Source organism: Micromonospora cynarisoli (assembly GCF_030518815.1).
Taxonomy (GTDB): Bacteria; Actinomycetota; Actinomycetes; order Mycobacteriales; family Micromonosporaceae; genus Micromonospora; species Micromonospora wenchangensis.
In genome coordinates, this window is record NZ_CP130426.1 from 1,187,923 (window position 1) to 1,204,653 (window position 16,731).

Annotated in this window: 19 protein-coding genes; 11 read left to right on the forward strand and 8 right to left on the reverse strand. The window is 73.8% G+C overall.

What is annotated here, in order from left to right; translation table 11 throughout:
• Window positions 1–1,620, reverse strand: a complete 1,620-nt coding sequence (locus Q2K16_RS04900; RefSeq protein ID WP_302743804.1) for a serine/threonine-protein kinase — start codon at window positions 1,618–1,620, stop codon at window positions 1–3.
• Between the two features lie 129 nt (window positions 1,621–1,749).
• A complete protein-coding gene (locus tag Q2K16_RS04905) occupies window positions 1,750–2,265 on the reverse strand; it encodes a MarR family winged helix-turn-helix transcriptional regulator (protein WP_302743806.1) in 516 nt (171 codons plus the stop codon).
• A 52-nt stretch (window positions 2,266–2,317) separates the two neighbouring features.
• Here Q2K16_RS04905 and pip point away from each other — a divergent pair, with 52 nt between their 5' ends.
• The 5 genes from pip (at window position 2,318) to Q2K16_RS04930 (ending at window position 7,887) form a co-directional block, all read left to right on the forward strand.
• The gene (gene pip, locus Q2K16_RS04910) at window positions 2,318–3,271 is read left to right on the forward strand and encodes a prolyl aminopeptidase (protein WP_302743808.1); all 954 of its coding nucleotides are present in this window, start codon (window positions 2,318–2,320) and stop codon (window positions 3,269–3,271) included.
• Between the two features lie 200 nt (window positions 3,272–3,471).
• Window positions 3,472–4,605: a peptidoglycan recognition protein family protein gene (locus tag Q2K16_RS04915; RefSeq protein ID WP_302743809.1), complete on the forward strand. Its 1,134-nt coding sequence runs from the start codon at window positions 3,472–3,474 to the stop codon at window positions 4,603–4,605.
• A 58-nt stretch (window positions 4,606–4,663) separates the two neighbouring features.
• On the forward strand, window positions 4,664–6,238 hold the full coding sequence (locus Q2K16_RS04920) for an FMN-binding glutamate synthase family protein (RefSeq protein WP_302743811.1): 1,575 nt from the start codon (window positions 4,664–4,666) through the stop codon (window positions 6,236–6,238).
• 55 nt (window positions 6,239–6,293) lie between these two features.
• Window positions 6,294–7,469, forward strand: a complete 1,176-nt coding sequence (gene dinB, locus Q2K16_RS04925; RefSeq protein ID WP_302743812.1) for a DNA polymerase IV — start codon at window positions 6,294–6,296, stop codon at window positions 7,467–7,469.
• A 46-nt stretch (window positions 7,470–7,515) separates the two neighbouring features.
• Window positions 7,516–7,887, forward strand: a complete 372-nt coding sequence (locus tag Q2K16_RS04930; protein ID WP_302743813.1) for a hypothetical protein — start codon at window positions 7,516–7,518, stop codon at window positions 7,885–7,887.
• A 22-nt stretch (window positions 7,888–7,909) separates the two neighbouring features.
• Here the strand turns inward: Q2K16_RS04930 and Q2K16_RS04935 are convergent, their stop codons facing one another.
• Window positions 7,910–9,379, reverse strand: coding sequence for an SDR family oxidoreductase (locus Q2K16_RS04935; RefSeq protein WP_302743814.1), 1,470 nt, complete (start codon window positions 9,377–9,379; stop codon window positions 7,910–7,912).
• Window positions 9,380–9,525: 146 nt separating this feature from the next.
• A complete protein-coding gene (locus tag Q2K16_RS04940; protein ID WP_302743815.1) occupies window positions 9,526–10,167 on the reverse strand; it encodes a hypothetical protein in 642 nt (213 codons plus the stop codon).
• A 297-nt stretch (window positions 10,168–10,464) separates the two neighbouring features.
• Here Q2K16_RS04940 and Q2K16_RS04945 point away from each other — a divergent pair, with 297 nt between their 5' ends.
• Genes Q2K16_RS04945 through Q2K16_RS04960 form a run of 4 tightly spaced genes read left to right on the forward strand, consistent with a single transcriptional unit; the run spans window position 10,465 to window position 12,686 of the window.
• Complete coding sequence (locus Q2K16_RS04945) at window positions 10,465–10,866, forward strand: YbaB/EbfC family DNA-binding protein (RefSeq protein ID WP_302743816.1); 402 nt, start codon at window positions 10,465–10,467, stop codon at window positions 10,864–10,866.
• Entirely contained in the window at window positions 10,853–11,173 is a 321-nt protein-coding gene (locus Q2K16_RS04950) for a type VII secretion target (protein ID WP_302743818.1), read from the forward strand. The genes Q2K16_RS04945 and Q2K16_RS04950 overlap by 14 nt, the downstream gene beginning before the upstream one ends.
• On the forward strand, window positions 11,170–12,363 hold the full coding sequence (locus Q2K16_RS04955) for a WXG100-like domain-containing protein (protein ID WP_302743819.1): 1,194 nt from the start codon (window positions 11,170–11,172) through the stop codon (window positions 12,361–12,363). The genes Q2K16_RS04950 and Q2K16_RS04955 overlap by 4 nt, the downstream gene beginning before the upstream one ends.
• Window positions 12,360–12,686 carry a hypothetical protein gene (locus Q2K16_RS04960; protein ID WP_302743820.1) on the forward strand — a complete coding sequence of 109 codons (327 nt, stop codon included), beginning with the start codon at window positions 12,360–12,362 and terminating at the stop codon, window positions 12,684–12,686. The genes Q2K16_RS04955 and Q2K16_RS04960 overlap by 4 nt, the downstream gene beginning before the upstream one ends.
• Window positions 12,687–12,963: 277 nt before the next feature.
• Here the strand turns inward: Q2K16_RS04960 and Q2K16_RS04965 are convergent, their stop codons facing one another.
• From Q2K16_RS04965 to Q2K16_RS04975, 3 genes are all read right to left on the reverse strand, one after another.
• Entirely contained in the window at window positions 12,964–13,911 is a 948-nt protein-coding gene (locus tag Q2K16_RS04965) for a hypothetical protein (RefSeq protein ID WP_302743822.1), read from the reverse strand.
• A gap of 109 nt (window positions 13,912–14,020) precedes the next feature.
• The gene (locus tag Q2K16_RS04970) at window positions 14,021–14,353 is read right to left on the reverse strand and encodes a hypothetical protein (RefSeq protein ID WP_302743823.1); all 333 of its coding nucleotides are present in this window, start codon (window positions 14,351–14,353) and stop codon (window positions 14,021–14,023) included.
• Window positions 14,354–14,362: 9 nt separating this feature from the next.
• Complete coding sequence (locus Q2K16_RS04975; RefSeq protein ID WP_302743824.1) at window positions 14,363–15,019, reverse strand: DJ-1/PfpI family protein; 657 nt, start codon at window positions 15,017–15,019, stop codon at window positions 14,363–14,365.
• 101 nt (window positions 15,020–15,120) lie between these two features.
• On the opposite strand from Q2K16_RS04975, the gene Q2K16_RS04980 reads away from it, so the two are divergent.
• Window positions 15,121–16,074, forward strand: a complete 954-nt coding sequence (locus Q2K16_RS04980) for a GlxA family transcriptional regulator (RefSeq protein ID WP_302743825.1) — start codon at window positions 15,121–15,123, stop codon at window positions 16,072–16,074.
• A 77-nt stretch (window positions 16,075–16,151) separates the two neighbouring features.
• On the opposite strand, the gene Q2K16_RS04985 is transcribed toward Q2K16_RS04980, so the two are convergent.
• Entirely contained in the window at window positions 16,152–16,559 is a 408-nt protein-coding gene (locus tag Q2K16_RS04985; protein ID WP_302743826.1) for a LysR substrate-binding domain-containing protein, read from the reverse strand.
• Here Q2K16_RS04985 and Q2K16_RS04990 point away from each other — a divergent pair.
• Complete coding sequence (locus tag Q2K16_RS04990) at window positions 16,513–16,683, forward strand: LysE family transporter (RefSeq protein ID WP_489671850.1); 171 nt, start codon at window positions 16,513–16,515, stop codon at window positions 16,681–16,683. The two genes, Q2K16_RS04985 and Q2K16_RS04990, sit on opposite strands and share 47 nt — an antisense overlap.
• Window positions 16,684–16,731: the final 48 nt, after the last annotated feature.

The window sequence follows — 16,731 nt, forward strand, 5'->3', positions numbered from 1 at the left end:
TCAGCCCGACGTGCAGGCGGGCAGCAGGGACACCACGATCGGGCCGGTGGGCGTCGAGGCGTTGCCGGCGTCGTCGACGGCGACGACCTGGATCGGGATCCGGGTCGTCGCCGAGGGTACCGGCAGGTCACCGAGGGTGCCCTGGAAGACGTCGGGCGCGGTCTGGTCCATGCCGACGGTCCGGGTGGCACCGTCGAGGGTGTACCGGAACACCACCCGGAGCAGGTCACCGGCGGCCCGGTCGTCGACGACCGTCGCGGTGACGGTGGTCGCGGTGACCGCGTCGGGGCAGCCCTGCGGCTCCACGGTGGTCGGGGTGACGTCGGGGGTGGACACGGTCGGCGGCGACACGTCCGGCGGCAGGAGCGGGGTGTTCGGTGTCGTCGGCGGCGCGGGGCTCGGGGTGCGTACCCGGGTGGTGGTCGCGGCGGCGGACCGGGCCGGGGCGGTGGCGGGGGGCGCACCGGTGGTGCTCGCCGCCGGGGTGGGGCTGCGGCTCGGCTCCGCCGGCACGACGGTGATGGCCGGCGCGGCGGCCAGCGGCGCGGGGCTGCGGGTGGTGGCGGCGGTCGCTCCCGGCCCGGCGGCACCGTCGGCGAGGGTGAGCGGACCGGAGCGGCGGGCGGCGACGCCCAGCGCGACGACGCCGACCAGCAGGGTGGCGGTCAGGCCCACCCCGACCAGGACGCTGCGCAGGCCGCCGCGCCGGTGGGCCGGGTGGGGCCCGGCGTCGGGGGCGTCCGTCGTCTCGCCGGCTCCGGGTGCCCCGTCGGGCAGTGGGAGGGACGCGGCGAGCAGCGCGACCCGCTGGGCGAGCTGACGCCGGCCGCGGGCCTCCCAGTCCCCGCCGTACGAGCGGGCGGCGGTGTGCTCCAGCTCGGTGAGGAAGATCTCGGCGGGCTGGGTACGGTCGGCGGGGCACCAGGCCAGCCCGTGCCGGAGCAGGTCGTGCACGGGTGCCGGGGTCGAAGCCTCCGGGACCGGCGCGGCGCTGTGCTGGGCACGCAGGGTCGCCGGGTCCCGCCCGTCGTAGGGGGGTCGCCCGGTGAGGCACTCGACGAACGTGGCGGTGGCGGCGTAGATGTCGCCGGCCGGCTCGGCGGGGGCGCCGGTCCACTGTTCGGGGGCCAGCCGGCGGCCGGTGCCGGTGGGCAGGACGATGGCGAGGTCGGTGAGCTTGCACCGCCCGTCCGGGGTGACCAGGACGTTCTCCGGCCGGTGGTCGCCGTGCACCACACCCCGCTCGTGCGCGGCGGCGAGCCCGGCGAGCGAACCCTTGAGGACGCAGAGCGCGGCCTCCGGCGGGACCGGGCCGTGCGCGCGCAGCAGGTGGCGCAGCGCCACCCCGTTGACCAACTCGGCGACGATCGCGGCGGCGGAGTGCGACTCGGCGTACTCGAAGAGCCGGCAGACGTGCGGATCGTCCACGTCGACCAGCAGTCGTGCCTGCTCCCGGAAGGCCATCCGGAAGGCGGGGTCGTCGCCGAGGGACGGGGTGAGGTAGCGGATGGCGACCGGGGTGCCGGTGGCGTCGTGGATGGCGAGCAGCACCCGGCCGGACGCGCCCGTGCCGAGCTGCCGTACCGGGGTGTAGCCGGACAACCGCCAGTCGCCGGTCACCCGCCGGCCTTTCCGGTCCGCCGGGACTGGTCACAGGTCAGGGCCACACTGATCATTCTTACCCGGGGCGAGCTGCGGTCCATCGGCGCAACGGTTGTTTCCTCGCCTCCGGACGTCCGTCCGCGGAGATCAGTTCCGCCCGCCCGGGTCGCGGCCGGTCGGGCGGGCGGGCGGCGGGGCGACGTCGGCGACGCGTTGCCGCATCGACCGCCGCCGCAGCGCGACCAGGGCCTCGTCGACGAGGCGGCTCAGCGGGTAGGCCAGTTCCGCCTCGAACCGGCGGGCGGCGGTTGCGGTGGCGGCGTACTCGGCGTGCAGGACGGGCAGCAGGTCGCGGGCCCGGTCGGTGGGGGTGACGACGCGGTGCCGGGCGTCGACGCCGGGGGCGAGGGTGACCAGCCCGTCGGCCGCCATCCGGGCGATCGTCTGGCTGGCGGCGGAGTGGGTCACCCCGGTCGCCCCGGCCAGGGTACGGATCGGCACCGGGCCGAGCCGGTCCAGGGCGATCAGCACCGGGGTGTAGCGGGGGCGGAAGCCGGGCAGCCCGAGGTCGGTGTAGCCGGCGGCGACGTCGCCGTCGAGCAGTTCCAGCAGGTGCCGCAGCCGGGTGCCGAGCAGTGCGGGGTCGGACGCTTCGTCGGGCATGCCGTAATGTAACAGCGCTGTTGTATTTTGCGACCCCCGGGGAGGTCCACCGATGGACGAGCGGTACCCGCCGATCGAACCGTACGACCAGGGCATGCTCGACGTCGGCGACGGCAACGAGGTCTACTGGGAGGTCTGCGGCAACCCGGCGGGCCGGCCGGCGCTGGTGGTGCACGGTGGACCCGGCTCGGGCTGCGGCCCGTGGGCCCGGCGGTACTTCGACCCCGGCCGCTACCGGGTGGTCCTGTTCGACCAGCGCAACTGTGGACGCAGCACCCCGCACGCCGCCGACCCGGCCACCGACCTGCGGCACAACACCACCGCGCACCTGGTCGCCGACATGGAACGGCTGCGCGAGCACCTGGGCGTCGAGCGGTGGCTGCTCTACGGCGGCTCGTGGGGCTCGACGCTGCTGCTGGCGTACGCGCAGCGGCACCCGCAGCGGGTGTCGGCGATCGTGATCGGGGCGGTCACCACCAGTCGCCGGTCGGAGATCGACTGGCTCTACCGGGGCGTCGGCAGGTACTTCCCCCGCGAGTGGGAACGGTTCCTCGTCGGCGGCGGCGTCGGCCCGGACGACGACGTGGTCGGCGCGTACGCCCGGCTGGTGGAGGACCCCGACCCGGAGGTCCGCGAGCGGGCGGTGCGCGACTGGTGCGCCTGGGAGGACGCGGTGGTCTCCGCCGAGGGGGTGGGCAACCCGTACGGTGACCGCCCGTCGGCCGAGCGGACCGCGATGGTGCGGATCTGCGCGCACTACTTCTCCCAGGGGGCCTGGCTGACCGAGGGCGAGCTGATCCGGCGGGCCGACCGGCTCGCCGGCATCCCGGGGGTGCTGATCCACGGCCGGGTCGATCTGGGCAGCCCGCTCACCACCGCCTGGGAGTTGCACCGGGCCTGGCCGGATTCGCGCCTGCACGTGGTCGAGGGGGCGGGGCACTTCGGCACGGTGGAGACCCGGCGGCACGTGCTGGCCGCCCTGGACGGCTTCGCCGCCGCCGGCTGAGCGGCCGACCCGGCACCATCCCCCGACGGCAGGAGATTCGGACGGTTCTGCCCGGCGCGCCGCGACGATGGGCAGAATCGATCGATGACGCCCTCTAGCGCCGACCGCAGAGATGGCAATATCCTCCATCTCACGCGGAATAGCTGGAGCTAGTTTTCACGTTCGTCGCCAGTGCCGTCGCCGGCCGCCGAGGAGATGCCATGCCCGTCGCACGCCCCGCACTCGACCGTCGTACGCTGCTGCGGGCCGGCCTCGGCGCGGCCACCGTCGCGGTCGTCGGGTCCGAACTGGCCCTGCCGGACGCCGCCCGGGCCGCCGCCCCCGGCGCGGACCTGGACTGGATCATCGGCTGCGACGAGTGGGACGCCCGCCCGCCGGCCGACCCGCTGTCGGTCAGCACCATTCCCACCAACAAGATCATCGTGCACCACATGGCCTTCCCGAACGTCACCGACTACTCCCGTGAGCAGGCGGTCACCCTGGCCCACGACTGCCAGGACCTGCACATGGACGGCAACGGCTGGTCCGACACCGGCCAGCACTTCACCGTCAGCCGGGGCGGGTACGTCCTGGAGGGACGACACGGCAGCCTGGAGCGGCTGCGGGCCGGCGACCGGCAGATGATCTCGGCGCACTGCCCCGGCGAGAACGGCCGGGCCATCGGCATCGAGAACGAGGGCACCTACGTCACCGACACCCCGCCCCGGGCACTGCTCGACTCCCTGGTCCGGCTCTGCACCACCATCTGCCGGCAGTACGGCCTGCACGCCCACGACATCTTCGGCCACTGGGACTTCCGCGCCACGCTCTGCCCCGGCGCGCAGTTCTACCGCCTCTTCCCCGGCCTGCGCCGGGAGGTGTTCCGCCGGCTCGGCACCCGCCCGGTCGACGTGCCGGAGCGCCGCTGGCCCGACCTGTGGCGCTTCGTCAACGCCCCAGGCGTCCAGGTCGCCCAGTACCTGCTGGCCCACCGGGGCTACCCGGTCACCCCGACCGGCACGTTCGACGCCGCCACCGTCGCCGCGGTCGGCGACTGGCAGGCCCGCAACGGCATCCCGGTCGACGTCGACGCCACCCTGACCGCCCCCACCTGGGAGACCCTCGCGCCCGAACTGGACCGCGACGCCACCGGCCTGCCGGTGCAGGCGGTGCAGTTCATCCTGAACTGGAAGGGCTACGCCGAGGTCACCGTCACCGGCAGCTACGACCCGGCCACCCGCCGCGCCGTGCAGGACCTCCAGGCACTGCACGGGCTGCCCCGCACGGGCAGGGTCTCCACCAGCACCTGGTGCGCCCTGGTCGGCGGCATCGTGCGGCAGTCGCTGCGGCACTGACCACACGCCACACGGGCACCCTGTTTGGGCGCCGGCGGCAGCGGGGAGTGTGGCCGGCATGACGTGGGCCCGCCGCACCGTACCCGTGATCGCCGCCGCCGTCGCCGGCCTCGCCGCCCGGGACGTCCTCCAACGAGACCATGCGCTGCTGCGCAACTTCCCGCTCGTCGGACGGGCCCGGTACCTGCTGGAGGCGATCGGCCCGGAGCTGCGGCAGTACATCGTCGCCGGCAACGACGAGGAACGACCGTTCACCCGGGACCAGCGACGGTGGATTTACGCCTCGGCCAAGCAGGAGAACAACTACTTCGGGTTCGGCACCGACAACGACGTCGAACGCAGCCCCGGCTACCCGATCATCAAGCACCGCACCTTCGCCCCGACCGTCCCGCCGTCACACCCGAGGGCCGGGCACGACGTACGGCTGCCGGCGGCCAAGGTGCTCGGTGGGCCACGCGGACGGGCGAAGGCGTTCCGCCCCGGGTCGGTGGTCAACATCTCCGGGATGAGCTTCGGCTCGCTGTCCGGCAACGCGGTGTCCGCCCTCAACCAGGGGGCGGCGCTGGCCGGCTGCCTGCAGAACACCGGCGAGGGCGGGCTGTCGCCGTACCACAGGCACGGCGGGGAACTGGTCTTCCAGCTCGGCACGGCGTACTTCGGCTGCCGGGACGCCCAGGGCCGGTTCGACCTCGCCCGGCTGCGCGACCTGGTCGCCGGCGCACCGGTCCGGGCCCTGGAGATCAAGCTCAGCCAGGGCGCGAAGCCCAGCCTGGGCGGGCTGCTGCCCGGAGCGAAGGTGTCCGCCGAGATCGCCGCCACCCGGGGCATCACCCCCGGGCAGGACTGCGTGAGCCCGTCGCGGCACGCCGAGTTCTCCGACTGCGACAGCCTGCTGGACTGGGTGGAGCTGCTGGCCGCCGAGACCGGACTGCCCGTCGGCATCAAGTCCGCCGTCGGCGACCTGGGGTTCTGGGAGGAGCTGACCACACTGATGCGTGACACCGGCCGGGGCGTCGACTTCGTCACCGTCGACGGCGGCGAGGGCGGCACCGGCGCCGCGCCGTTGATCTTCACCGACTCGGTGTCGCTGCCGTTCCAGCAGGGCTTCGCCCGGGTCTACCGCACCTTCGCCGAGCGGGGACTGCACGAGCAGACCGTCTTCGTCGGCGCGGGCAAACTGGGCCTGCCGGACAACGCCGTGGTGGCCTTCGCGCTCGGCTGCGACCTGGTGAACGTGGGCCGGGAGGCGATGCTGGCGATCGGCTGCATCCAGGCGCAGAAGTGCCACACCGACACCTGCCCCACCGGCGTGGCCACCCAGAACGCCTGGCTGGCCCGGGGCCTGGACCCGGCCCGCAAGTCGGTGCGGGCGGCGAACTACATCGGTACCCTGCGCCGTGACCTGGTCAAGGTCGCCGAGGCGTGCGGCGTCGAGCACCCGGGGCTGATCGACACCGACGCCGTCGAGATCCTCGACGGGCGGACCTCGGCCCGGCCACTGCGGGAGGTGTACGGCTACCAGCCGCGGTGGGGGCTGCCGTCGGCCGCCGACCGGGCCGCGATCGCCCGGCTGATGGCCGGCGAGGCCCCCCGGGGCGGCAGCGCCCTCCCGTCGGCCACCGCCCAGGGCTGACCATGATTCCGGCAGCTCAGCACACCTTTTAGAACATGTGTGCGAGCATGGGTCGGTGTCGACCGGAGCCAGCATCCTGGACGCCTTCTACGCCTCGGTCGAGCAGCGGGACGACCCCCGCCTGCGCGGCCGGCCGGTGATCGTCGGCGGCGGGGTGGTGCTGGCCGCCAGCTACGAGGCGAAGGCGTACGGGGTGCAGAGCGCGATGGGTGGCCGGCAGGCCCGACGGCTCTGCCCCGGAGCGGTAGTGGTGCCGCCGAGGATGGCCGCGTACACGGCGGCGAGCCGGGCCGTTTTCGCCATCTTCCGGGACACCACCCCCTGGGTGGAGGGGCTCTCCATCGACGAGGCGTTCCTCGACGTGGGTGGGCTGCGCCGGCTGTGCGGGCCGCCCGTGCAGATCGCCACCCGGCTGCGCCACACGGTCCGCGACCAGGTTGGGCTGCCGATCACCGTCGGGGTGGCCCGGACCAAGTTCCTCGCCAAGGTCGCCAGCGGCGTGGCCAAGCCGGACGGGCTGCTGGAGGTGCCGCCCGACGGCGAACTGGCGTTCCTGCACCCGCTGCCGGTGGAACGGCTCTGGGGCGTCGGCCCGGTCACCGCGGCGAAGCTGCGCGCCCGGGGCGTGCACACCGTCGGCCAGGTGGCCCGCCTCGACGTCCCGGCCCTGGAGTCGCTGCTCGGCGCGGGCGCGGGCCGGCACCTGCACGCGCTGGCCCACAACCGCGACCCCCGGCCGGTGCAGGTGGGCCGGCGCCGGTCCTCGATGGGCGCGCAGCACGCCCTGGGGGCCGGGCCGCACTCCCCCGCCGACGTCGACGCTACGCTGGCCGGGCTGGTCGACCGGGTGGCCCGCCGGATGCGGGCCGCCGGCCGGGCCGGCCGGACGGTGACCCTGCGGCTGCGGTTCGCCGACTACACCGCGGCCACCCGGTCGCGGACGCTGCGCCGGGCCACCGACCGTACGGCGTCGCTGCTGGCCGCCGCCCGGTCGCTGCTGCGGGCCGCCCAGCCCGAGCTGGCCCGGCGGGGGATCACCCTGGTCGGGGTGGCGGTGGGCAACCTCGACGACGCACCGGTCCAGCCCGAACTGCCGTTCACCCCCGACCGGGACGTCGAGCTGGACACCGCCGTCGATGCCGTCCGGGACCGGTTCGGCGCGGCGGCGCTGACCCGGGCCGCCCTGCTCGGCCGTCGCCCCGGTCTGGAGATGCCCCGATTGCCGGACTGATCCGTCGGGGCTTCCACGGCATCATCGGCCGGGGCATGCTGGGTCGATGGGAGAGGTACTGCCGATGCCCAGCTTCGGTGACCTGTTCACCGACACTCGGGGCGACGAACGGACGATGCGGGTCAGCTACCACCCGGAGCGGGGTGCGGTGGTGCTGTCCCTGTGGAGCGGCACGACCTGCCGGGGGTCGTTCCGGATGACCGTCGAGGACGTGTCCCGGCTGCGCACCGTGCTGGCCGAGGTGGAGGCGTCGCTCACCCCGACCACGGTGCTGCCGGCCGTCCCGGCCGCCGGCGGGCCACCCACCCCCACCGGGGCCGCCGCCCGGGTCGCGCCCCGGGCACCTGCCGTCGAGCAGACCGGCGACATCTCGGGCACCGCCCACCGGGGCATGCTGCCGGTCCCCCGGGTGGCCTGACCGCGCAGGCCACCCACGCCGTTCACCAGGCGCAGGGGGTGTAGTCCTTCAGGAAGCAGCCGTACAGTTCCTCGCCCCGCTCGCCACGGACGATCGGGTCGTACACCCGGGCGGCGCCGTCGACCAGGTCCAGCGGGGCGTGGAACCCCTCGTCGGCGAGGCGCATCTTCGTCGGGTGCGGGCGCTCGTCGGTGATCCACCCGGTGTCGACGCTGGTCATCAGGATGCCGTCGGCACGCATGTCCTCGGCGCTGGTGCGGGTGAGCATGTTCAGCGCCGCCTTCGCCATGTTGGTGTGCGGGTGCCCCGCCCCCTTGTAGCCCCGGGCGAACTGCCCCTCCATCGCCGACACGTTCACCACGTACGCCCGCCCGGTCGGTGCGGCGGCCAACGCCGGCCGGAGCCGGCTGACCAGCACGAAGGGGGCCGTCACGTTGCACAGCTGCACCTCAAGCAGCTCGACCGGGTCGACCTCGTGCACCCGCTGCACCCAACTGTTGGTGTCCCCGAGGTCGGGGGCGAGCCCGCCGGCGTCGACGGCGGTGGCGGCGGCGATCCGCTCCGGCGTCGCGGACCGGCCGGTCAACGCCAGCGCGGTGAGGGCGTGCGGGGCGATGGTGGACGTTGTCGGTAGCGTGCCCTCGGGCAGCGCCAGGGTGACGCCCCGGCCGCCGGTGAAGGTGAGCAGTTCCGGCAGCGGCCCGTCGGGCAGCGCCGCCGACTCGGCGGCGACCAGGTGGGCGTACGCGCCGGGGGTGCGGCGTACGGTCTGCGCGGCGTTGTTGATCAGGATGTCCAGCGGGCCCTGCGCGGCGACCGAGTCGGCGAGCGCCACCACCTGGGCGGGGTCGCGCAGATCGATCCCGACCACGCGCAGCCGGTGCAGCCAGTCGGCGCTGTCGGGCATGGCGGTGAACCGGCGGACCGCGTCGTGCGGGAACCGGGTGGTGATCGTGGTGTGCGCGCCGTCGCGCAGCAGGCGCAGCGCGATGTACATGCCGATCTTGGCGCGGCCCCCGGTGAGCAGGGCCCGCCGCCCGGTCAGGTCGCACCGTGCGTCGCGGCGTTCCCGGTTGACGGTGGCGCAGTCGGGGCAGAGCTGGTGGTAGAACGCGTCCACCTGGCGGTACCGGGTCTTGCAGATGTAGCAGCCGCGCGGGTTGATCAGCGTCCCGGCGGTGTCGCCGGCGGTGGGTGAGGCCAGCGGGATGCCTCTGGTCTCGTCGTCGATCCGTCCCGGGGCGCCGGTGGCGGTGGCTGCCGTCACGGCCCGGTCGTGCGCCAGGACGGCGTCCCGCCGCTCCTCGCGTCGCCGCTGCTTCACCATCTTGAACAGCCGCGCGGTGGCCCGCTGCACCCGCACCACGTCCGGGTGGTCGCTGGGCAGCGACTCCAGCGCCGCGAAGACCCGCAGCGCGGCCGCCAGGTCGCCCTGGTCGACACCCGGGGTGCCGGCGTCGGGGGCCGGTTGTCCGACGTTGTGCACCGTCATGTCCGCTATCGTCCCGCCCTCGCGCCCGGGGCCGACCGCCGGCCCGACCCGGGAACTCTACGCACCCGGGCCGGGCCGATGCGACGTCCGCGCCTGACATCGGCGGTGAGCTGGGCCACCACCGGCCGGCGGTGCCGCCCCGGAGGTCAGGGCAGCTTGATGCTGCGGGTGTTCGGGAAGCTGTACGGGCAGGACGCCGACGACCCGGTGCCCACCACGACGTAGCCGGCCGGAATGGGCGACACCGAGCAGATCGTGGTGATGCCCGTGGTGGACGGGGTGGTGATGGTCCACGTGTTCGGGAAGCTGTACGGGCAGGACGCCGACGAGCCCTCCGCAACGATCACGAACCCGGTCGGCAGGGTCGCCGCCTTGCACACCACGCTCGCCGAACCGGTGGGTGGGATGCGGATCGTCCAGGTGTTGGGGAAGCTGTACGGGCAGGACGCCGACGAGCCCTCCGCTACGATCACGTACCCGGTCGGGATGGTGGAGACCTTGCACACCACGGTGGTCGAGGTGGTCGACGGCGTGGTGATGGTCCACGTGTTCGGGAAGCTGTAGGGGCAGGACGCCGACGAGCCCTCGGCGACGATCACGTAGCCGGCGGGGATTGGTGAACTCTTGCAGATCGTCGTCGTCGCGGCGCTGGCCGGTGTGGCGACGGTGAACGTGGCGGCCACCCCCGCGACCAGGACGGCGAGGGTGGCCAGGACGGTGCGCAGGGGGGTGGTCGTTCCCGGGCCCCGCCGCCGCAGCAGCAGGCCCGTCCGGGCGATCCAGTTCACGCGGGATTCCCTTCGATCAAGAAGCGCGACTACCGAGGGCACCTTTGCCGACACACGCTGTGAGCATCATGGACGGTCGGGGGCCGGCCGGCAACCCCCGGGGACCGCCTTCCTCCGAGAGGCGGCGACAGGGCGGGCGAACCCCCACATCGCCGGCCGCCGGGTTCCCTCCCTGACGGGACAATGCCGGGAGTAACCGGTTGCTACCGTGTCGGTGACGTCGGGTCGGTCGACCACGGCGGGCCGACACCACCGGGCGAGGTGGCGTCGGGGCCACTGTCCCCTGGGGAGGGTCGGATGTGGGCGGACGAGACGGCGCTGGACGCCACCGCACGCCGGCTCGACGAGTGGGAGTCGTCGCTCGTCGGGCAGGCGGAACGGGCGCGGGCCCTGTCGGCCCGGGCGCAGGCGTTGACCGGCACCGCACACAGTTCCGACCGCACCATCGAGGTCACCGTCGACTCCACCGGCCTGCTGGTCGACCTGCGGCTCGACGAACAGACCCGACAGCAGTCCGCGGCCCACACCGCCCGGCAGATCATGGCGACCACCCGGGCCGCCCGCACCGACCTGCTGCGGCAACTCACCGAGGCCACCACCCGGGCCCTCGGCGTCGACGACCCGGCCACCCAGGCGATCATCGAGTCCCACCGGCGGCGACTCGACGCCGGGCCGGACACGCCGGATGCCCACCGGTGACGGCATCCGGGTCGACCCGGACGACCTGAACCGGCACGCCGCCCACCTCGACCGCTGCGCCGACAGCCTCGACACCGCCGGCCGGGCCGGCCGACACGTCCGACTCGACGCCGACGCGTACGGGCAACTCTGCGCGATCATGCCGGCGCTGCTCGACGGCCTCCAGCAGACCCTGGTCGACGGCGTCGGCACCGCCGCCGGATCGGTCCGTGACACCGCCGTGAAGCTGCGGTCCAGCGCCGCGGGCTACCGGGCCGCCGACACCCGGGCCGCCCGGCACCTCGACCGGATACGGGACGGTCGGTGACCGGCAACCCGCTGGTCGCCTCGGCGTCGGACGCCGGCCCCGGCGCGTGGGCCGGGATCTGGATCTGCGAGGACATCGAACTCATCGCCCAGGGCGTCCGCACCGGCAGCTGGATCGACGGCAGCCTCGGCGTGGTCAGCGCCGGCCTGGACGCCCTCGCCCTCGTCTCCGACCCGGTCGGCGCGCTGCTCCAGTACGGCATCGCCTGGCTCATCGAACACGTCAGGCCGCTCAGCGAGGCCCTGGACTGGCTCGCCGGTGACCCCGCCCAGATCACCGCCCACGCCCAGACCTGGCGCAACGTCGCCGCAGCCCTCCGGCAGGACGCCGCCGAACTGACCCACGCGGTGCGTACCGAGGTCGCCGGCTGGGGCGGCAGCGCCGGCACCGCCTACCGGGCCTGGGCCGCCGAGCAACACCGGGCGGTCACCGGCCTCGCCCAGGGCGCCGACACCCTCGCCGCCGCCACCGAGGGCGCCGCCGGCCTCGTCGCCGCCGTCCGGCTCCTCGTCCGCGACGCCGTCGCCGCCTGCGTCTCCCGCCTCATCGTGTACGCGGGCGAGCTGCTCGCCACCGGCGGGCTCGCCACGCCGTGGGTGGTGGAGCAGGTGACCACGCTGGTGGGCTCGTGGGCGGCGCGGATCGCGCGACTGCTGCGCGGGTTGCTGGCCAGCCTGCGGCGGTTGCTGCCGGAACTACGCCGCCTCGGCGACCTCGTCGAGAAACTCAAGCAACTCCTCAGCCGGCTTCGCAACGGCGGCCCAGCTAACGGAAGGAGTACGTCGCCTGCCGAGCCTCCTCGCCGTGCCGATCCACCGCGTCTCGATGAGGACCAACGGCTCCGTCAGCTCGGCATGGATCCGGCCACGGGCAGGTTCCGGCCCGGTGAGACCGAAACAGCAGCCCGGCTGGAGCGAGAACTGAACGTGACGCTGACCCGGGCGCCGCAGAACTCGTCCGCCGACTGGGTCGACAGCAACGGCAGAACCTATGATGCGGTCGGTAACTTTCCGGGCCATTACTTCGACCAGCAGTGGCCTCAATTGCAGTACCAGATCGAGCGACACCTGACCAAGGCCGACCTCGTACCGATCGACGTTTCGCGGTTCTCAGCGGAGCAGATCGCTACGATCGAGCGGTTCATAGCTGATCGCGGCCTGGGCCCGCGAGTGTTCATTGTGGGGAAATGATGGCTGGCCTCATCGTGCTGAAGCCCGGCGTCGATTGGACGGCGACCGGCGGTCTGTTCGACTGGACGCTGGAGTTCCTCGTCTCGAGGCTCTCCGACAGGCAGGTCGCCGACCAACTCCAAGAGGTCGTCGACAACAACCTCGGCTCGATCTGGGTCCACGAGTTGCCACCAGACGCGCAAGCAGAGATCGTCAGTCATTGGCGACGCGATCTGGTGACCGCCGGCAACCACGAACTGCCGGACAGCGAGGACAAGCCCGACGTGGTACGCCATCTTCAGGAACTGGTGGACGCCACCTACTCCGCCGGCTATCCCGACTGACATACAACGGAGTCGCGGCGCCTGACGCTTCCGCCGCGACGGGCATGGCCTGATCACAACCTGATCGATGACCGGTCGGGCAACACCATGCCACGGCACTGCCCTCGCCCGTGAACGGCCGAGGGGAACACCGCTGCAGTCGTCGTGTACCTGCGCTTTCGCACGGTCAGCGATACCGGAGAGCGAGCGCACGTCGCCATCTGCATCGATGGCGACCGCCGTCGCGTCAGAAACACGACAACCAGCGGAGCAGGATCACTCGGCTCGTTGCCACCCGCTAGCCGAGCCCTCCGGCGAACGGCGTCGACCGCCACTGGTCGAGCATGCCGCCGAGGGCGTCCGCCAACATCGGCAACTGGGGGGCCAGGGCGAGACAGGCGACGCCCCGCAGCATCCCCACCGCCGTCACGAAGCGGAGCACGTCCTCGTCGAGCTGTCGCATGCTCCGGCGCTGCGCCGCACGCCGGTAGGCGGCTTCCCCCTCCGGGCCGACGCCGACGACGTCCCACTCGACGGGTCCGAGCGTCACCATCTCGAAGTCGGCGTAGCGGTACCCGTCCACCCCGGCGACCATGTTCACGACCGGCGAGTCTCCGTGGACGGGTTGGAGGTCGATCCCGGGAAACGTCTCCTCGAACAACTCGCGGGAGCGCACGAGTGGTGCCAGCACCTGCCATTCCCGGCGGGCGCGGTCCAGGTCCGCCGGGGCGATGAGGTCGGGCTGGCCGTCGAGCGCGACGAGGCCGTCCTCGACGAACCGGGGTTCGGCGGCGGACAGAAACGACAACTCACCCGGATAGTCGCGCAGGGCGGCGTGCAGTTCGGGTACGAGGCCGCAGTTCGCCACGTAGTCAGGTTCTCCGGCAGGGGCCAGCTCGATCAACTGCCAGAACGTCATCGAGAAGCCGTCGTGCCGGACGGGTTCTCGGGGCACGAGGGAGCTGGGCGGAATGACCGGCACGCCCCGCTCCGCGAGCCATCCCGTCACGTCCAGTTCCGCCCGCTGTCGACCGGACACGCTGTCGAGGTCCGCATAGCCCGGCAGGACCGTGGGCACCCGGGCCACGACCGGCGCCGGCGCCAGGTGCACGACCACGGAGAAGGCTTCGTAGAGCACGCGGGCGTCGGTCACGTCGAGTCCCCGTGCACGTCCGGCGTGAACGGCCGCGTCGACCGCGCGCCGGGTACGGCGGGCGACCTGCTCCGGGGTCAGGAAGCTCTGCATACCCCGATCCTTCCTCACGCCGGCAGCTCGGGATCTCCGTCCCCGGGTCGAGCGCCCGTCCCGTCGTGTGCCCGGGTGGAGCAGCACCCGGATCGGCACCTGCGGCAACCTACCGGGCGGGGCGGGTGACCTGGGCGGGTGGGCGGCGGGTGCCGGTGACCACGGTGCGGGGCAGCCGACCCGCGCGGGAGTGACCGGCCAGGGTGTCGCCGTCCACCACCACGTCGAAGTCGAGGTGCAGGCGCATCGGACGGGTCACCGACTGTCGCCACGTCACGCGGGCGTCGGCACAGGTCACCGCCACCAGCGCCACGGTCTCCGTGGCTGACGACGCGGTGCCGGTGGGCACCCCGTCGGTGTCGTGGAAGACGTAGGTGGCGCGGAGCGTGCCGACGGGGGTCTTCAGGCTGACGTCCCAGGTGCCGATGACGGGGTGTGTCACCGTTCCCCCTCAGACCGTGACCGGTAGGGCGCCGGCGGCACGCCACACGGTGCCGCGTCGCTCGTATTCGAAGAGGTGTTCCACGGCGTGCGCGACCCGGGGGCCGAACTCCCGTTCCAGGATGTGCAGCCCGAGGTCCAGGCCGGAGGTGACGCCGCCCGCGGTGACGAGGTCGCCGTCGTCGACGACCCGCGCCGGCACCGCGTGTACGCCGGTGGCGTCGAGCACGTCCATGCCGAGGTGGTGGGTCACCGCGTGGCGGCCCTCGATCAGGCCGGCCATGGCCAGGGCGAGCGACCCGCCGCAGACGGCCGCCACCGTCACGTCGGGGTTGTCGAGGGCGGCGCGCAGCAGCGGTACGGCCGCCGAGTCGGCGACCCGGGCCAGGAGCACGGGGATGGTCACCACGCCCTCGTCGGGGTCGCCGGTGCTCGGACCGCTGGCACCGGGCACCACGACGTAGCCCGACCGGGTCGGGTCCAGCGGCGCGGTCGCCCGCAGCGTCAGTCCCCGGGTGCCGCTGACCACCTCCCTCGGGCCCTCTGCCGAGACGAGTTCCACCGTCAGGGCGCCCCCGACGGTGTCGCCGCCGGCGGCGAGGATCTCGAAGGGCGCGATGACGTCGAGCGGGTCGAACCCGTCGAACAACACGATCTGTACCAACATGCCACCGATCCTCGACCTCACCGCCTGACCCGGCCAGTGGCAGGATTGCCATCGTCCGACTGTTTCCTGCCGCACGTCGCCGCTCCCGAGGAGGTGCCGCTGTGCACACCGTGCTGGTCCTGGCGCTCCCGGGCACGATCGCCTTCGACCTGGCCACCCCGATCGAGGTGCTGGGCCGGGTGCGGTTGCCGGGCGGCCGGGCCGGCTACCGGGTGCTGGTCTGCGGCAGCGAGCCGGTCGTCGACGCCGGCCCGCTGCGGCTGGCCGTCGACCACGGCCTCGACGCGCTCGCCGACGCCGACACCGTCATCGTGCCCGGCCGGTACGACCCGGCCGCGCCGGTGCCCGGTGCGGTGCTGGACGCGCTGCGGGCCGCCGCTGCCGCCGGCGTCCGTGTCGGCTCGATCTGCGTGGGGGCGTTCACCCTGGCCGCCGCCGGGTTGCTCGACGGCCGGCGGGCCACCACGCACTGGGCCGCCGCCGAGCTGTTCCAGGCGACGTACCCGGCCGTCCGGGTGGACCCGGAGGTGCTGTACGTCGACACCGGCCAGTTCGTCACCTCCGCCGGGGCCACCGCAGGCGTGGACATGTGCCTGCACCTGGTCCGCCGTGACCACGGTGCCGCGGTCGCCGCCGACGCGTCCCGGCAGGCCGTGGCCCCGCTGCACCGCGACGGGGGGCAGGCGCAGTTCATCGTGCGCCCCGGCGTGGGCCCCGGCGCGGCGGGTCTCGGCCCGGTCCTGGAATGGTTGGAGTCGCACGCGGACGGGCGGCTGACCCTGGCCGACGTGGCCGCCCGCGCCGGGCTCAGCGTGCGTACGCTCAATCGCCGTTTCCACGAGGAGACCGGCCGTACCCCGATGCAGTGGGTCGCCGCCGTGCGTGTCCGCCGGGCGCAGGAGCTGCTGGAACGCACCGACCACGGCGTCGACCGGATCGCCCACCTCGTGGGTTTCGCCTCACCGGCGCACTTCCGGGTCCAGTTCAAGCGGCTCAGTGGGGTGTCGCCACAGGTGTACCGCAGGACTTTCGTCGCCGGGCGGGTGCCCGGCTGAGCGGGGGCCCCGGTGGGGTCCGCCGCGGGCGGGAGGGGGCAGCGTCGTTCGACAGGCGCCCCTGCGTAGCGAGTTGGTCAGCGCAGTGCGGTGCGGGCGGCGTCCCGGACCGCCGTCGTCAACGCCGCCAGCGCCGCTGATTCCAGCCGCCAGAACTGCCAGTACAGCGGCACGTCGAGGTGCCGGCCGGGGGCCAGCTCGACGAGACGACCGGCGGCCACGTCGGGGCGGGCGACGGCCTCGGGGAGCAGACCCCAGCCGAGGCCGAGCCGGACCGCCTCGGTGAAGGCGGCCGTCCCGGGCACGAAGTGTGTCGGCGGGTCGACGTCGCGGCGGGTGAGCGTACGGGCGAAGCGGTGTTGCAGGGTGTCCTTGCGGTCGAAGCGGATCATCGTCGCGGTCGGGAACGCGGTGCCCGGGTCGCGGTCGGCGAAGCTCGTGGCGTGCAGGGCGGGTGCGGCGACGGCGAGCCTGGCCTGGTTCACCGGGTTGGGTCTCGGTGCCCGCCGGCTGGGGCCGTTGCTCGCCCGCCCGGCGGCATGGCGGGTGATCGACGGGACGATCGCCGTGATCATGGTGGCCGTCGCCGTCTCGGTCGCCGTCGGCTGAACGGCGTGGGCGGCGGCCGGTCCCCGCCAGACCGCCGACCCCGACCCC

Bases quoted from the DNA above. Each gene is read 5' to 3' on its own strand.
- Q2K16_RS04905 (WP_302743806.1), bottom strand. From the start codon at position 2,265: ATGCCCGACGAAGCGTCCGACCCCGCACTGCTCGGCACCCGGCTGCGG.
- pip (WP_302743808.1), top strand. From the start codon at position 2,318: ATGGACGAGCGGTACCCGCCGATCGAACCGTACGACCAGGGCATGCTC.
- Q2K16_RS04915 (WP_302743809.1), top strand. From the start codon at position 3,472: ATGCCCGTCGCACGCCCCGCACTCGACCGTCGTACGCTGCTGCGGGCC.
- Q2K16_RS04920 (WP_302743811.1), top strand. From the start codon at position 4,664: ATGACGTGGGCCCGCCGCACCGTACCCGTGATCGCCGCCGCCGTCGCC.
- Q2K16_RS04930 (WP_302743813.1), top strand. From the start codon at position 7,516: ATGGGAGAGGTACTGCCGATGCCCAGCTTCGGTGACCTGTTCACCGAC.
- Q2K16_RS04935 (WP_302743814.1), bottom strand. From the start codon at position 9,379: ATGACGGTGCACAACGTCGGACAACCGGCCCCCGACGCCGGCACCCCG.
- Q2K16_RS04945 (WP_302743816.1), top strand. From the start codon at position 10,465: ATGTGGGCGGACGAGACGGCGCTGGACGCCACCGCACGCCGGCTCGAC.
- Q2K16_RS04950 (WP_302743818.1), top strand. From the start codon at position 10,853: ATGCCCACCGGTGACGGCATCCGGGTCGACCCGGACGACCTGAACCGG.
- Q2K16_RS04960 (WP_302743820.1), top strand. From the start codon at position 12,360: ATGATGGCTGGCCTCATCGTGCTGAAGCCCGGCGTCGATTGGACGGCG.
- Q2K16_RS04965 (WP_302743822.1), bottom strand. From the start codon at position 13,911: ATGCAGAGCTTCCTGACCCCGGAGCAGGTCGCCCGCCGTACCCGGCGC.
- Q2K16_RS04975 (WP_302743824.1), bottom strand. From the start codon at position 15,019: ATGTTGGTACAGATCGTGTTGTTCGACGGGTTCGACCCGCTCGACGTC.